This window comes from Streptomyces sp. NPDC059695, assembly GCF_042733785.1.
In the GTDB taxonomy this organism is placed as follows: domain Bacteria; phylum Actinomycetota; class Actinomycetes; order Streptomycetales; family Streptomycetaceae; genus Streptomyces.
Genome location: NZ_JBHWFF010000002.1, coordinates 38,953 through 54,680 on the forward strand (window position 1 = coordinate 38,953; position 15,728 = coordinate 54,680).

Genomic DNA, 15,728 nt, shown 5'->3' on the forward strand with positions numbered 1-15,728 from the left:
AGCCGCCGCCCCCCCCTCAGCTCAAACACCCCCCCCCCCCCCCCCACCCGGGCCCCCCCCCCCCCGCGCCCCCCCCCCCCCCCGGGGCCCCCCGGGCCCCCCCCCCCCCCCCGCCACCGTCTCACCGAGCTCTTCACCTCCGGCATGACCGACGAGGAGCGGCGGCGGTGCGGCCGCCTCCCCGACGGCCGCACCGGGCTCCTCGGCGTCCTCGTCCAGGACCCGCAGCCGCTGCGGCTCGACGACCTGACGGCAGACCCGCGGTCCTGCGGCGTGCCCGCGGGCCACCCGGAGATGCGCACCTTCCTCGGCGTCCCGATCCGCGTCCACACCGAGGTCTTCGGCAATCTGTACCTCACCGGGAAGTGCGCCGGCGGCTTCACCGAGGAGGACCTGGCGCTGCTCCGCGTCCTCGCCTCCCAGGCCGGGATCGCCATCGGCAACGCCCGTCTGTACGAGACCGCCCGGCAGCGGGAGCGCTGGATCGAGGGCGCGGCGGCCGTGACCACGGCCCTGCTCACCGGTGCCACCGCCGAGAACGCCCTGACGACCGTCGCCGAACAGGCCCGCATCCTCGCCGGGGCCTCGGCCGGCGTGGTCCTCCAGCCCACCGGGGAGGGCGGGATGGAGATCGTCGCCGCCTCCACCACGGACGACCCGGGCGACCTGGTCGGCACGACGATCGCCCCCGGCTCCCCGGTCCTGGTCCAGCTGCTCGGCGGGGAGCCGGTGTTCGTCGAGGACTCGGCGACCGATCCCCGGATGACCACCCGTGTACGGTCCCGCTTCGGCCCGTCGATGATGCTGCCGCTGCAGAGCGGCGGGAAGCTCATCGGCACCCTCGCCCTGCCCCGGCGGCGCGGCGCCGCGCCCTACTCGGCGGTGGACCGGCTGCTGGCCTCGCAGTTCGCCTCGCAGGCGGCGCTCGCGCTGGTCCTCGCGGGCGCCCGGCACGACCGGGAGCGGCTCGCGGTCTTCGAGGACCGCGACCGGATCGCGCGGGACCTGCACGACCTGGTGGTGCAGCGGCTGTTCGCCACCGAGATGATGCTGGAGTCCACCCGGCGGCGGGCGGGCGGCACCTCCGACGAGGACGCGCTGCTCGGCCGGGCCGTCGACGAACTGGACTCGACGATCCAGGAGGTCCGGACGACGATCTTCGCGCTCCAGCAGCCGCCGGCGGACGCGCCCGCCTCCTTCCGGGGACGGGTGCTGCGCGAGACCGGCGGGGCGGCGGCCCTGCTGGGCTTCCAGCCGTCGGTGCACTTCGCCGGGGCGGTCGACACGCTCGTCGAGGAGGAGACCGCGGTCAGGCTCCTCTCCGTGCTGCGCGGGGCGCTCGCGGCGGCGCACCGGCGGCCCGGGATCGGCGCGATCACGGTCGAGGTGTCGGCGGGGGACGACGGCGCCCGGCTGCGCGTCGAGGACGACGGCACGCCGCCGACGACGGTGACCTGGCCCTGACCCGTATGGCCCCACCCGGCGCGCAGAGCCCCTCCCCCGGATCTTGACTGGTGGGGTGACCACCGAGACCAAGGCCCCGACCGCGGCGGCCTACCGCAACCTGGTGATGGCCACCATCGGCTTCACACTCACCTTCTGGGCGTGGGACCTGATCGCGCCGCTGGCGAGCTGGTACGGCGACCGGCTCGACCTCAGTTCCTTCGAGCAGTCGCTGCTCGTGGCGGTGCCCGTCCTGGTCGGCTCCCTCGGCCGGATCCCGGCCGGGGCGCTGACCGACCGGTACGGGGCCCGGCGGATGTTCCCGCTGGTGTCGGCGCTGACGATCGTCCCGGTGCTGCTCCTCGTCGTGGTCAAGGACAGCTACGCGCTGATGCTCGTCGTCGGCTTCCTCCTCGGCCTCGGCGGCACGACGTTCGCCATCGGCATCCCCCTGGTCAACTCCTGGTTCCCGCCCGCCAAGCGCGGGCTCGCGCTCGGGGTGTTCGGGATGGGCATGGGCGGTGTGGCGCTGTCCGGCTACTTCACGCCCCGGATCCAGAAGCACGGCGAGAACCTGCCGTTCCTCGTGGTCGCGATCGCCCTGGCCGCGTTCGCGGTGCTCGCCTCGTTCCTCATCACGGACCGCCCTGACCGGCCCGTGCCGACGGCGCCCCTGGCGACCCGCCTCGGCTCGGCGGCGCGGCTGCGGGTGACGTGGGAACTGTCGGCGCTGTACGCGATCGGGTTCGGCGGCATCGTCGCGTTCGGCGTCTACCTGCCGACGTACCTGAAGACCTGGTACGAGCTCGACCCGACGGAGGCGGGCACCAAGGCGGCCGGCTTCGCCCTGGTCACCGTGGTCTTCCGGCCGATCGGCGGCTGGCTCTCGGACCGCGTCCACCCGGCGCTCGTGACCTCCGGCGCCCTCGGGGTGGTCGCCCTCCTCGCGATCGTCCAGGCCTTCGACCCGCCGCTGTACCCGGGCGGCACGACCGCCCTGCTCATCATGGCCGCCGGGCTCGGCACGGCGAGCGGCTCCGTCTTCGCCCTGGTCTCCCAGGTCACCCCCCAGGCCAAGGTCGGCAGCGTGACCGGCATCGTCGGCGCGATGGGCGGCCTGGGCGGGTTCCTGCCGCCGCTGGTGATGGGCGCGATCTACAGCGCGAAGGGGTCGTACTCGATCGGCTTCATGCTGCTGTCGGACCTGGCGCTGGCGGGGTGCGTGTACGCGTACGGACGGATGCGGGGCATCAGGCCCGCGGAGGAGCCCCGGTCCCCCGCCCCGCCGGACCTGACGACGACCCACCCCTGACCACGCCGCCCGCTGCCCGTGTGGGCAATCGTCCCGCTTGGGGGTCCCCCCTGGACGAAGTCCTTGGGGGAGGGACGGGTGGGCACACGGGACGGCGCGCTTAGCGGCGCCTCCGCGTTCCGCGCCTGGACCCGCACCACGAGGTGCTGCACCTGTCGGTGCGGGTCCAGGCACTACAGCCTCCCGCGCCGGCAGGGGCGCCGTTCCGTTGTGCCCACCCGTTCCGCCCCTTGCGGAACGCCTGCCCACAACGGGGCGGGGTGGGCAGAATGCGCGGGTGACTCTCTTTCACGAGCTGGACGCGACGACCGACGACCGCCCCGCCCTCCGCTTCGGCGCGGACGTGCTGACCTACGCCGGGCTGGCCCGCGCCGCCGGTGCCCTCGGTGGCCGGATCGGCGGCATGGGGCGCGTCGCCGTCTGGGCCACGCCGACCCCCCGTACCGCCGTCGCCGTCGTCGCCGCCCTGCTCGCCGGTGTGCCCGCCGTGCCGCTCAATCCCCGCACCGGGGAGCGGGAGCTGGCGCACATCCTGGGGGACAGCACGCCCGACGCGGTGCTCGCCGGGCCCGGGGACGTGCTCCCGGCGGGCCTCGCGGAGCTCCCGCGCATCGACGTGGAGCTCGCCGGGCCCGGGGCGGCCGTCCCGACGGCTCCCGTCGACCCCGAGTCCCCCGCCCTGGTCGTCTACACCTCCGGCACCACCGGCCCCCCGAAGGGCGTCCTCCTCTCGCACCGGGCCGTCGCCGCGTCCCTCGACGCGCTGGCCGGGGCCTGGTCCTGGACGGCGGACGACGTGCTGGTGCACGCGCTGCCGCTGTTCCACGTCCACGGCCTGGTCCTGGGGATCCTGGGCCCGCTGCGCCGCGGCGGCGAGGTCCGGCACCTGGGGGCGTTCTCGGTGGAGGGCGTGGCCCGGGAGCTGGGCGACGGCGGGACGATGCTCTTCGGCGTGCCCACGATGTACCACCGGATCGCCGACGCGCTCGACGGGGACGAGACCCTCGCCGCCGCGCTGGCCGGGGCCCGGCTCCTCGTCTCCGGGTCCGCCGCGCTTCCCGTGCACGACCACGAACGGATCGCGGCGGCGACGGGCCGGACGGTGGTGGAGCGGTACGGGATGACCGAGACCTTGATGAACACGAGCGTCCTGCCGGGCGGGGACCCGCGCCCGGGGACCGTCGGGCCTCCCCTCGCGGGCGTGGACCTGCGGCTCGTGGACGAGGACGGCTCCGAGATCAGGGAGCTCGACGGGGAGACGGTCGGTGAGGTGCAGGTGCGCGGTCCGAACCTCTTCTCCGGGTATCTCAACCGGCCGGAGGCGACGGCGGCGGCCTTCGACGGCGACTGGTTCCGCACCGGTGACATGGCGGTCCGCGAGGCGGACGGCGGGGTGCGTCTGGTGGGCCGGAAGGCGACCGACCTGATCAAGAGCGGCGGCTACAAGATCGGGGCGGGCGAGATCGAGAACGCGCTCCTCGACCACCCGGACGTCCGGGAGGCGGCCGTCACCGGCGAGCCCGACCCGGACCTGGGCGAGCGGATCGTGGCCTGGGTGGTGCCGCGGGACGCGGAGAAGCCGCCGGCGGAGGCGGAGCTCGCCGACCACGTGGCGGGGCTGCTCGCCCCGCACAAGCGGCCCCGGGTGGTGCGCTACCTCGACGCGCTCCCCCGCAACGACATGGGGAAGATCCTGAAGAAGGCGCTGCCGGGCGGACGGTGAACGCGGGAGGGCCGGGCCCCTCGACCGACGGGGCCCGGCCTCACGCGGGTGCTACTTCACGCCGACCGCGCGGATCAGCTCCTGCGTGACGGAGCCGCCCCGGTCGTCGCTCGCCCCGGCCCGCAGCGAGACGGAGCCCGCGCCCTTCGGGATCCGCAGCTCGCCGGTCCAGGAGGAGCCGTGCGACGACTTCCTGAGCGCGACCTTCGTCCAGGTGGCGCCCTCGTCGTAGGAGACGGCCAGGGTGCCGGTGCCGATCGTGCCGGTGCCGGCCGCGCCCTTCACGTACTCGGCGGAGAGGCCGACGGGCAGCCGCCCACCGGCGCGGACGTCGCCGTTCAGGTCGGTGTCGACGTCGAGGCCGAGGTTGAGCATCGGCAGGTAGGTGATCCTGTCGGAGGGCGTCTCCGCGGAGCGGAACGTCCACTCGCTGTGGCCCTTGGTGCCGAGGCGCCAGCGGTCCGCGTCGAGCGCGGTGTCGGTGACGACCTTGTACGTGGCCTCCTCCGACGGCGCGTCCCAGGCGTAGGCGCCGGAGCTCATCTTGCGGTCGACGCGGACGCCGTTCACGTACACCTCGGTGTACTGGGTCATCGTGTCGTCGCTCCACACGTTGCCGAAGCCGGTGTGGTCGGTGCCCGAGTCGCCCCAGCCGGGGGTGTTGAAGCGCAGGTCGTTGCCGGTGCGCTGCTGGCCCCAGCCGAGGCCGGTGCCCAGCCAGGGGTGCCAGACGGGGCCGAACCATTCGAGCGCGGTGCGGCTGCCGCCCTTGTAGACGGACTGTCCGCCGCGCTGCTCCAGGGACTCGCCGAGGTCGACGGACTCGTGCCAGCGCTGGCCGGTGCCGGTGGAGACGTACTCGGTGCGCTCGGTCGGGAAGGCGATCCACTCCTTGAAGCCGAAGCCGATCGGGAAGGTGTCGGTGATCGAGTACCGGAACTCGCCGCCGAGCTCCTTCTTCCTGGTCGGCATCCGGAAGGTGGAGTCGATCGTGGCGAGTTCGTTCCTGCCGGGCCGGAAGACGAGGTCCTTGCCGATGGCGCCGGGGTGTCCCTCGGAGAGGTCGTAGGTGTACGGGGTGAAGCGGGTGCCGGTCAGCTCGGCGCGCTTGCCGCGGGCCGCGGCGGCGGCGAGCCGCTGCGCGTCGGCGGTGTTGACGGTGGCGACGGCGAGCGGCCGGTCCTCGTAGTCGGCGGTGCCGAAGAACGTCATCAGCCTGCCGGGCCGGTCGTCGGTGACGAAGAGGGCCTTGGCGCCCGCGTCCTGGGCGGTCTGGGCGAGCTGCTTCGGGTCGGCGCCCTCGGTGAGGCGGACGAGCACGGCCTTGCCGGTGGCGTTCTTGCCGGCGTACTCGGCGGGGGTGCCGGTGCCCGCGTCGACGAGGCCGAGGCGGTGACCGCCTTCGAGGAGGGTGGCGCCGGCCTGCGGGGTGGCGTCGGAGAGGCGGACGCCGTCGACGGTCGCCTCCAGGAGCGGCTTGCCGAGGCGCCAGACGGTCCGGTACTCGAAGGTGCCGGTGGCGGGCCTGCGGGTGGGCGCGGCGAAGATCGAGTCGTACGTCGGGGGGACCTGGACGGCTCCGCCGTAGGAGGCGCCGTTCGCCTCGCGGTCGAACTCCATGAGGAGCTGGCGGGTCTCGGTGCGCCGGTCGACCTCGGCGCGGATCTCGCGCAGCTGCCGCCCGTCGAGGGTGATCTCGCGGTCGCGGTCGAGGACGATCTCCGGCTCGGTGAGGAAGCCGAGGCCGAGGGAGTCCCTGCCGTGCGAGCCGCGGACGTCGAGGAAGGTGTCGACGGTGTACGTGCCGGGCTTCAGGCGCAGTTCGAGCGTGCCGGACTCGCCGACGGCGGCCGGGAAGGGGTCCGTGTTCCCGATGAGCTGCTGGACGCCGAGGTGGGCGGGGGCGGGGGCGCCGTCGCGGTCCTTGACGTGGACGGTGAGGGTGTAGCGCTCCTCCTCCTTCACGAGGCCGAGCGCGGTGTGCGCGACGGCCGCGCCGCCGGCGGTGGCGGTGATCCGGCCGGAGGACTGGCCGACGGGGGCCTTGGTGCCGTCGCCGGTGACGGTGGTGGACGCGGAGCCGTGGGCGGGGACGGTGAGGGAGGTGTCGGCGAGGGCGGCGACCCCGGCGGGCATGCCCTCGACGGCGAGGTTCAGCTCGACCGGGGTGCCGGAGGAGTTGGTGTAGGTGACGGTCCTGGTGACCGGCTTGCTCTCCTCGTACGGCCACGAGGTGAAGCCGAGGTCGGCGGAGCCGGTGGCGGTGATGTCCGCGGCGATCGCGGCGGCCACGTCGACGCGGCCGGCGCCGAGTTCGTACGCGGTGGCGTCGAGGGTCTTCGACGAGGACATCAGCGCGTTCTTCAGCTGGGCGCCGGTCCAGTCGGGGTGCTTCTCGGCGAGCAGTGCGGCGACGCCGGCGACGTGCGGGGTCGCCATCGAGGTGCCGCTCATGGTCGTATAGGGGCCGCTGCCGGCGACGAGCTGGGAGCGGGCGGCGAGGATGTCCACGCCGGGCGCGGACACGTCGGGCTTGAGGCCCTGGTCGCCGTAACGGGGGCCCTGGCTGGTGAAGTAGGCGGCACGGTCGTCGGAGTCGACGGCGCCGACGGTGAGCGCGGAGTCGGCGGCGCCGGGCGAGCCGATGGAGCCGGGGTAGCCGGAGTTTCCGGCGGCGATGACGAAGAGGGCGCCGGTCTCGGCGGAGAGGGTGTTGACGGCCAGGGCCATCGGGTCGGTGCCGTCGCTGGGTTCGCTGGAGCCGAGGCTCATCGAGACGATCTTCGCGTCGATGTCCTTGGCGGCCCACTCCATGCCCGCGATGATCTGCGACTCGCTGCCGGAGCCCTGGTCGCTGAGGACCTTGCCGACGGCGAGGGTGGCGCCGGGGGCGACGCCCTTCTCCTTGCCGTCGCTCGCGGCGCCGGAGCCGCCGACGGTGGAGGAGACGTGGGTGCCGTGTCCGGCGCGGTCGGCGACCTCCTGGCCCTCGATGAAGGACCTGCTCTCGGTGACGCGGCCCGCGAGGTCGGGGTGGGCGAGGTCGGCGCCGGTGTCGAGGACGGCGACCTTGACGCCCTTGCCGGTGAGTCCGGCCTCCCAGGCCTTCGGGGTGCCGATCTGGGCGTTGGACTCGGCCATGGCGGCCCGGACGCGGCCGTCGAGCCAGACCTTGCCCGGGGCGGCGGCGGTGCGGGCGGCGCCACGGGCGGTGAAGCCCTGCCAGAAGGCGGCGGGGTCGGTGGCGGTGACGGCGGCGCCGCCGATGCTGGGCAGGGCGCGGACGGTCTCGGCGCCGCGCGGGGCGGCGGCGGTGCGGGCGTTTTTCCCGCCGTACGTGACGATGAGCGGGAGTTCGCCGGTGACGCCCTGCTCGACGAGGCCGGTGACGTCGAAGAGCCGCGGGTCGAGCGCGCCGGAGTCCAGGTAGGGGCGGGCCTCGTCGGGGACGACGGTGACGCGGCCGTTCGCGGTCTGGGTGCGTATCGCGCCGGTGGCGCCCTTCGCCCGGTCGACGGTGACGGTCCTGCTCCCGTCGCCGAGGTCGGTGAGGGTGACCCTGTCGCCGGTGACGAGGGTGACGGTGGTGCTCGTCGCGGACGCCTTGAAGGTGGCCGGCACAGGGGGTGCGGTGTTCGCGGCGGAGGCGGTCTGCCCGGCCGTGAGCATCACGAGGGAGACGCCCGCGGCGAGCAGCGCGGCCCTCCCTCTGTCGAAGGGTGTGGTCCTCGACGTCATCGTTCGAACTCCTCGCGGACCCGGGGTCGGGGGTGTTCCGGGTGCCGCGAGGAGTCTTGGCCCGTGGGGCGGGTGTTGACCCCTGTCGCTCCTGGCGGTTATGTGCCGTGGCGGCCAACCGCCAGGACGGGTCGGTCCGTTCGGGGGTGAATGGTCACGGAGTCGGGTCGAGGGCGTCATAGCGGCGGAATCCGCGCCCGTACAGGGCGAGGACTCCGACCGCCAGGACGCAGGCGATCCCGCCTCCGGTGATGGCGACGGCGGGCGAGGTGAGGTCGGCGACGGAGCCCGCGAGGAAGTCGCCGAGGCGGGGCCCGCCGGCGACGACCACGATGAAGACGCCCTGGAGCCGGCCGCGCATCTCGTCCGGGGCGGCGACCTGCATCATCGTGTTCCGGAAGATCATCGAGACGGTGTCGGAGTACCCGGCGAGGGCGAGCATGAGCAGCCCGAGCCAGAGGTTCCGGGTGAGCCCGAAGACGGCGATGGCGGTGCCCCAGGCGGCGACGGCGAGCAGGATCGCCTGCCCGTGGTGGCGGATGCGGCCCTGCCAGCCGGACAGCACGCCGCCGAGGAGCGCCCCGAACGCGGGCGCGGCGACGAGGAGTCCGGCGGTCTTGGCGTCGCCGCCGTACCAGAGGACGGCGATGGCGGGGAACAGGGCGCGGGGGTGGGCGAGGATCATCGCGCAGAAGTCCGAGAAGAACGTCATGCGCAGGTTGGGGCGGGTGGCGAGGAACCGCAGCCCGTCGAGGACGGAGGCCCTCTTGTCGCCCGTCCGCTCGGGGAGCATCGACGGCAGCCGCCACATCGCGTAGAGGCTCGCGGTGAAGGCGACGGCGTCCACGAGGTACGCGGTCTGGTAGCCGGCGAAGCCGACGATCAGGCCGCCGAGGCTGGGCCCGACGAGCGTGCCGAAGGTCATGACCATCGAGTTGAGCGCGTTGGCGGCGCGCAGCTGCTCGGGCGGCAGGAGGCGGGGGATCATCGAGGAGCGGGCGGGTGCGTTGAGCGCGGTGCACATGGCCTGGAGGGCGACGATCCCGTACAGGAACCAGACGTGCTGGAAGCCGGCGAACGCGGCGGCGGCGAGCGCGATGGAGAGCACGGCGGAGCCGCTCGCGCTGGCGAGGCCGAGCTTGCGGCGGTCGACGGTGTCGGCGATGGCGCCGCCGTACAGGCCGAAGACGACGAGCGGGACGAGGGAGCAGAGCCCGACGAGCCCGACGGAGAAGGGCGAGCGGGTGATGTCGTACACCTGGAGGGAGACGGCGAGCGCCGTCATGCCCTGCCCGACCCAGGAGACGGTGTTCCCGAACCAGAGGCGGCGGTAGTGGGCGGAGGTGCGCAGCGGGGTGAGGTCGGCGAGGACCTTGCGGCGGTCCTGTTCCCGGGTGGCGGTCACGCGACGTCGTACCGCAGCTCGGGGCGCTCCCAGTGGATGCTCCCGGCGGGCGGCACGGTGCCGGTGCGGACGGCGCCGGTCCGCAGGTAGAACTCCTCGGCGGGCGGGTGCGCGACGACCCGCACGGAGCGGAGCCCGGCGGCCCTGGCCCGCTCGGTCATGTGCTCCATGAGGAGCCGTCCTATGCCCCGTCCCTGGGCGGCGTCGGCGACGAACGCGAGGTCGAGCTCGGCCTCGTCGACGAGGAGCGCGTAGAAGCCGAGCACGCGGCCGCCGTCGGCGTCGTCCACGGCGGCGTAGACGGGGTGGTGCTCGATGTACGGACCGCCGACCTGGTAGCCCTCGACCATGGCGGCGTAGTCGCCGCGGTAGGCGCCGGAGGTCCGGACGAGCCTGGTGAGCCGCTTGGAGTCGTCGGCGGTGGCGCGCCGGATGCTGATGTCGGACATGGAGCGAGTATAGGAGCGATCAGGCTAGCCGCTCCTTACAATTCGATGAACGGGCCACGGCCCCGCCCGTGCCCTCCTCCCCCGCCCGTCCCGCCTCCCGCCCGGCGGCCTCGTGGATGAGCGTCGCAGCGCGGCGGAAGGCGTACGACCTGGGCTCCTGCGGGGCGTCCCCCGCGCCCGAGTCAGACCCCGGGGTCTCCGGGCGTCGCGGCGCCCGGCCTCCGTTCCGCGAGGCGCATCGGCTGGGGTCCCGGGGAGAGGACGAGGCGCGGCACCGGGCGGGGCGGGCGCGGGGTGACCGGGGTCAGGCTCCAGCGGGAGGCGATCGCGGCGAGCGCGAGAGTGGCCTCGGCCGTGCCGAACGCGTCGCCGACGCACTTGCCCGCGCCGAGCCCGAACGGCAGCCAGGCGTCCCGCGGCACGTCGCCCGACGCCCACCGCCCCGGGGCGAAGAGGGCGGGTTCCGGGAAGAGTTCGCGACGCCGGTGGAGCAGGTAGAGGCAGCAGATCACGATGGAACCGGGCGGCAGCGGCATTCCCGCCAGCTCGGTCCCGCGGATCGTGGTGCGGGTGATCGCCCAGGCCGGCGGGTAGAGGCGGAGGGTCTCGCGCACCACGTCGGCGGTGTACGGCAGCCGGGGCAGGTCGGCCGGGGCGGGCGGGCCGCCGGCGAGGACCGCGTCGAGCTCCGCGTGCAGCCGGGCGGCGGCCCCGGGGTGGTCGGCCAGGAGGCGCAGGGCCCAGGCGACGACCGAGGAGGTGGTCTCGGCGCCGGCCAGGACCAGGGTGGCGACCTGGTCGCCGAGTTCGGCGTCCGACAGCGCCCGGCCGTGCTCGTCCCGGACGGCGAGGAGCAGCGAGAGGGCGTCGCCGTGGTCCACCCCGGCAGCCCGGTAGGCGGCGACGATGGCGGCGACGCCCGTGCGCCAGCGGGTCAGGGCCCGGCGGTAGCGGCGGCGGGCCGGGGAGGGGACCCGGTCGACGGCGGGTGCCACGACCCGCGTGTAGAGCCCGCGCAGCAGCACTTCGAGGGCTTCGCGGAGCTCCTCGGCGGCGCGCGGGGCGATGCCGGCGGAGAACAGGGTGCGGACGGCGACGGCGGTCGTGAGCCGGAACGCCTCCTCGGTGACGTCCACGACCGCTCCCGGCCGCCAGCGCGCGGTCAGGGCCCCGGTCTCGGCCGCCATCACGGTGGTGTAGCGGTCCATGAGGGACGGGTGGAAGGCGGGCTGGAGGGCCAGGCGCTGGTCGCGGTGCTCGGCGTTCGGACAGGTGGCGAGGCCGTTGCCGAGGAGCGCGCGGACCTTCTCGTACAGGACACCGCTCCGGTCGAAGGAGCGGCGGTCGGTGAAGACGCGGCGGACGAGCGCGGGGTGGCTCACGACGTGGACGGTCCGGGTCCCCATCCGCACCCGGACCACGTCGCCGTGACCGGGCAGCGAGTCGAGGAAGGGCAGCGGCCGGAAGACCAGGCGGGGCAGGTGCCCGAGCAGCGGCCAGGCCCCGGGGGCGTATCCGTAGCGGGGAGGGTCCGGGAGGGACGGCTCGGCCGGGAGGGTCATCGCGGGCCCACTCCCGCCGTGGTCACCGCGAACGCGCCTTCCGCGGGCCGCCGTTCATGGTCCGCGAGGGCCGACTCCCGGGCGACGGAGAGCGGCCGCCCGGAGACCGTGACCGGCAGGGCGTGGACTCCGGCGGCGGGGGTTCCCGCGAGGCGGAGCGGCCGCCGGACGCACGGGTCGGCGACGGTGAGCGGGGTGTGGCGGGCGTCAAGGCCGCGCCGGAGCGCCCACCGTCCGATCCGGTACGGCGGCCGGCCGAGGACGACCCGGCTGCCGAGCACCACGTCGGGGGAGAGCCGGTCGAGGGTGGCGAGTGGTACCGCCGGGGAGGTTCGGGTCGGATCGCAAGATCGCACAGCCCGCCACGATACGTCATCGTGCGAACGCGTCGCGTGACGGTCGGTACGCCTCGCGCGACCGGCACATGAAGCGACAGCACCGGGCGCGACCGCCCCTCGGCGTCGGCATGCCGTGCGGGACGGGCGAGGGGGTCGTCCTGGACGCGCCCGCGACGGCCCGGGGCCCGGCCCGGCGTCGCGGGCCCCGCCCAGGAAGGCTCCGGCGGGCGCGACGCGGCCCGGCCGGGCCGCGAGCCCGGACCGGCCGGCGGGGCGCCCCCTACGCGCCGGTCGCGCAGGAGGCGAGGTCGTCGGGGTCGACGGCGTCGAGCCGGGCGGCCAGCGCGTCGAGGCGCTCCCGCAGCTCGCCGATCTCGTCCAGGCCCAGGCCCGTGGCGGCGGCGATCCGGCGCGGCACGCCGAGGGCCTTCCCGCGCAGGGCGGCCCCCTCGGCGGCGAGGCGGACGGTGACGGAGCGCTCGTCCTCGGGACTGCGGCGCCGCTCGACGTGGCCCGCCGCCTCCAGGCGCTTGAGCAGCGGCGACAGGGTGCCGGAGTCGAGCCGCAGCCGCTCGCCGATGCCCTTCACGGGCAGCTCGCCGTGCTCCCAGAGCACGAGCATGACGAGGTACTGCGGGTAGGTGAGCCCGAGCTCCTTGAGGGCCTCGCGGTAGACGCCGTTGAAGGCGCGGGTCGCCGCGTGCAGCGAGAAGCAGATCTGGTGGTCGAGGCGGAGGAACTCCGCGTCCGGGACCGTGTCGAGCGTCTCCATGTCTCCAGGATACGCGAGACCCCTCACACGCGATTGAGTTGTGCACAATTGAATCGTGCGCTATCAATGAGGGGTCACCCCTTCTCGGAACCGGACAGGAACGGAAGAAACCATGGACGCGATCTACACCGCCGTCGCCACCGCCAACGGCCGCGAGGGCCGCGCCGTCAGCTCCGACGGCCACATCGACCTCCCCCTCGCCCACCCCCAGGCGCTCGGCGGCGACGGCCGGGGCACCAACCCGGAGCAGCTCTTCGCCGCCGGGTACGCGGCCTGCTTCGCCAGCGCCATGGGTGTCGTCGCCCGCCAGGAGAAGATCGACATCTCCGAGGCCTCCGTGACCGCCGAGGTCTCCATCGGCAAGGACGCGGCCGACGGGGGCTTCGGCCTCGCGGTCGTGATGCGCGCGGAGTTCCCCGACCACCTCCAGGGCGAGGCCGGCCTGGCCCTCCTGGAGAAGACGCACGCCTTCTGCCCGTACTCGAAGGCCACCCGCGGGAACATCGCGGTCGAGCTCGTCGTCGAGTAGCCCTCCCGGGCAGCCCTCCGCGACAACGCTCCGAGCAGCCCTGCACGGCAAGGCTCCGAGCAGTTCGACGTGGCTTTCTGTTGGTTCTGGTCCGCCCCTGGTGATCATCTCCTCACCAGGGGCGTTCGGTTGTGAGTTTTCACGTTCGGGCACGGGGGATTCGTCTGCCGTACGACGGGCAGTCATGGGACGGCCGCCGGGCGGTGGTTCGGGGGCGCTCTCCTGTGGGGCGCCCGTCGACCGGTCCGCACGGTCGCCGTACCCGCACCCCCACGCACGCACTCACACCCGGAGGGCAACTCCCCCATGGCCGACCTCAACCGCCGCCGGTTCCTTCAGCTGACCGGCGGCGCCGCCGCGTTCACGATGCTCTCGGACAGCATCGCCCGCGCCGCCGCGATACCGGCGCAGGGATCCACCGGAACGATCCAGGACATTGAGCACATCGTCGTCCTGATGCAGGAGAATCGTTCCTTCGACCACTATTTCGGGGCGATGAAGGGCGTGCGGGGCTTCGGCGACCCGCGCCCGGTCACCCTCCCCAGCGGCAAGTCCGTCTGGAACCAGGAGGACAACTCCGGGAACGTCACGCTCCCCTTCCGGCCGACCAGCGACAAGCTGGGCATGGAGTACCTCCAGGGCCTGAACCACGACTGGCAGGGCGGCCAGAGCGCCTTCAACAAGGCCAAGTACAACAACTGGATCCCGGCCAAGACCAAGGCCACCATGGCGCACCTCACCCGTGAGGACATCCCCTTCCACTACGCGCTGGCCGACGCCTTCACCATCTGCGACGCGTACCACTGCTCGTTCATCGGCGCGACCGACCCCAACCGCTACTACATGTGGACCGGCCACGTCGGCAACGACGGCACGGGCGGCGGCCCCGTCCTCAACAACGCCGAGGCGGGCTACGGCTGGACGACCTACCCCGAGCGCCTGGAGTCGGCGGGCGTCTCCTGGAAGATCTACCAGGACATCGGCGACGGCCTGAACGCCGGCGGCTCGTGGGGCTGGATCAGCGACGCCTTCCGCGGCAACTACGGCGACAACTCCCTGCTCTACTTCAACAGCTACCGCAACGCGCAGCCGGGCAACCCGCTCTACGACAAGGCCCGCACGGGCACGAACGCCAAGGCCGGCGAGGGCTTCTTCGACATCCTGCGCGCCGACGTGCAGGGCGGCCGGCTGCCCCAGGTCTCCTGGATCGCGGCCCCGGAGGCCTTCTCGGAGCACGCCAACTGGCCCTCGAACTACGGTGCCTGGTACATCGCGCAGGTCCTGGACGCGCTGACCTCGAACCCGGACGTGTGGGCCCGTACCGCCCTGTTCATCACGTACGACGAGAACGACGGCTTCTTCGACCACGTCGTCCCGCCGTACGCCCCGGGGTCGGCCGCGCAGGGCCTGTCCACGACCGCGACCGCCCTCGACTACTTCGGCGGCAAGACCGGCTACGCGGCCGGCCCCTACGGCCTGGGCCCGCGCGTCCCGATGATCGTCGTCTCGCCCTGGTCGACCGGCGGCTACACCTGTTCGGAGACCTTCGACCACACCTCGGTCATCCGCTTCATGGAGAGCCGCTTCGGCGTCCGCGAGCCGCAGATCTCGCCCTGGCGCCGGGCCATCTGCGGCGACCTGACCTCGGCCTTCGACTTCACGCGGACGAACACGCAGCCCGCCCCGCTGCCGCCGACGGCCGGCTACTACCCGCCGGACAAGAACCGCCACCCCGACTTCCCGGCCACCGCCCCGGCCGTCGGGACGATGCCCCGCCAGGAGCGGGGCTCCAAGCCGACCCGCCCGCTGAAGTACGCCCCGTACGTGGACGGCGCGGCGGACGTGTCGGCGGGCACCTACCGCCTGACGTTCAGCGGCGGCCCGGCGGCGGGCGCCCAGTTCTACGTGACCTCGGCCAACCGCACCGACGTCCCGTGGACCTACACGGCCGAGGCGAACAAGTCGATCGCCGACACCTGGAACACGAAGTACTCCAAGGGCGTGACCGACCTCTCGGTCCACGGCCCCAACGGCTTCCTGCGCCGCTTCCGCTCCCCCGGCAAGACGGCCGTCCCGGAGGTGACCGCCCGCCACAACGCGAGCACGGGCCGCCTCGACCTCACGTTCACCAACGCGGGCACCACCGCGACCGTGACCGTGACCAACGCCTACGGCGGCGCGCCCACGACCCTCTCGGTCGCGAAGGGCGCCACCGTCACCCACACCGTGGACGTCTCCGCGGCCCACCACTGGTACGACGTCACCGTCACGTCCTCCGCGAGCACGGACTACGCCCGCCGCCTCGCGGGCCACGTGGAGACGGGCTCGGCGAGCGTCTCGGACCCGGCCACCCTCACGTACTGAGCGGCGTCCGCGCCGGCGGCAGCCCCCCCCCCCCCCACCCACCGCCCCAACCCCCCCCACCCCACCAACACCCCCCACACCCCACACAACCAA

The 15,728-nt window shown here is 74.0% G+C and carries 10 protein-coding genes and 1 pseudogene; 5 read left to right on the forward strand and 6 right to left on the reverse strand.

What is annotated here, in order from left to right; all coding sequences use genetic code 11:
* Positions 1-93: 93 nt before the first annotated feature.
* The 3 genes and pseudogenes from ACFV2S_RS02805 to ACFV2S_RS02815 form a co-directional block, all read left to right on the forward strand.
* Positions 94-1,464: pseudogene (locus ACFV2S_RS02805) on the forward strand (GAF domain-containing protein); the annotation flags it as partial.
* 106 nt (positions 1,465-1,570) lie between these two features.
* Positions 1,571-2,755 (forward strand): nitrate/nitrite transporter, encoded by a 1,185-nt coding sequence (locus tag ACFV2S_RS02810; protein ID WP_385554358.1) that lies wholly within the window; start codon positions 1,571-1,573, stop codon positions 2,753-2,755.
* Positions 2,756-3,032: 277 nt separating this feature from the next.
* Entirely contained in the window at positions 3,033-4,478 is a 1,446-nt protein-coding gene (locus tag ACFV2S_RS02815) for an acyl-CoA synthetase (protein WP_385553645.1), read from the forward strand.
* Positions 4,479-4,529: 51 nt separating this feature from the next.
* Here ACFV2S_RS02815 and ACFV2S_RS02820 read toward each other — a convergent pair whose 3' ends face one another.
* The 6 genes from ACFV2S_RS02820 to ACFV2S_RS02845 form a co-directional block, all read right to left on the reverse strand.
* Positions 4,530-8,216 (reverse strand): S8 family serine peptidase, encoded by a 3,687-nt coding sequence (locus ACFV2S_RS02820; RefSeq protein WP_385553647.1) that lies wholly within the window; start codon positions 8,214-8,216, stop codon positions 4,530-4,532.
* Positions 8,217-8,370: 154 nt separating this feature from the next.
* Positions 8,371-9,621 carry an MFS transporter gene (locus ACFV2S_RS02825; RefSeq protein ID WP_385553649.1) on the reverse strand — a complete coding sequence of 417 codons (1,251 nt, stop codon included), beginning with the start codon at positions 9,619-9,621 and terminating at the stop codon, positions 8,371-8,373.
* Entirely contained in the window at positions 9,618-10,070 is a 453-nt protein-coding gene (locus ACFV2S_RS02830) for a GNAT family N-acetyltransferase (RefSeq protein WP_385553651.1), read from the reverse strand. The genes ACFV2S_RS02825 and ACFV2S_RS02830 overlap by 4 nt, the downstream gene beginning before the upstream one ends.
* A 182-nt stretch (positions 10,071-10,252) precedes the next feature.
* Positions 10,253-11,632, reverse strand: a complete 1,380-nt coding sequence (locus ACFV2S_RS02835; RefSeq protein WP_385553653.1) for a cytochrome P450 — start codon at positions 11,630-11,632, stop codon at positions 10,253-10,255.
* Positions 11,629-11,988 carry a hypothetical protein gene (locus tag ACFV2S_RS02840; RefSeq protein WP_385553655.1) on the reverse strand — a complete coding sequence of 120 codons (360 nt, stop codon included), beginning with the start codon at positions 11,986-11,988 and terminating at the stop codon, positions 11,629-11,631. The genes ACFV2S_RS02835 and ACFV2S_RS02840 overlap by 4 nt, the downstream gene beginning before the upstream one ends.
* Positions 11,989-12,250: 262 nt before the next feature.
* Positions 12,251-12,742, reverse strand: coding sequence for a MarR family winged helix-turn-helix transcriptional regulator (locus ACFV2S_RS02845; RefSeq protein WP_385553657.1), 492 nt, complete (start codon positions 12,740-12,742; stop codon positions 12,251-12,253).
* A gap of 112 nt (positions 12,743-12,854) precedes the next feature.
* Between ACFV2S_RS02845 and ACFV2S_RS02850 the strand changes: the two genes are divergently transcribed.
* Both ACFV2S_RS02850 and ACFV2S_RS02855 read left to right on the forward strand, forming a co-directional pair.
* Positions 12,855-13,271: an organic hydroperoxide resistance protein gene (locus ACFV2S_RS02850; RefSeq protein ID WP_383797235.1), complete on the forward strand. Its 417-nt coding sequence runs from the start codon at positions 12,855-12,857 to the stop codon at positions 13,269-13,271.
* 306 nt (positions 13,272-13,577) lie between these two features.
* A complete protein-coding gene (locus ACFV2S_RS02855) occupies positions 13,578-15,635 on the forward strand; it encodes a phosphocholine-specific phospholipase C (RefSeq protein WP_385553659.1) in 2,058 nt (685 codons plus the stop codon).
* The last annotated feature ends 93 nt before the right edge of the window (positions 15,636-15,728 follow it).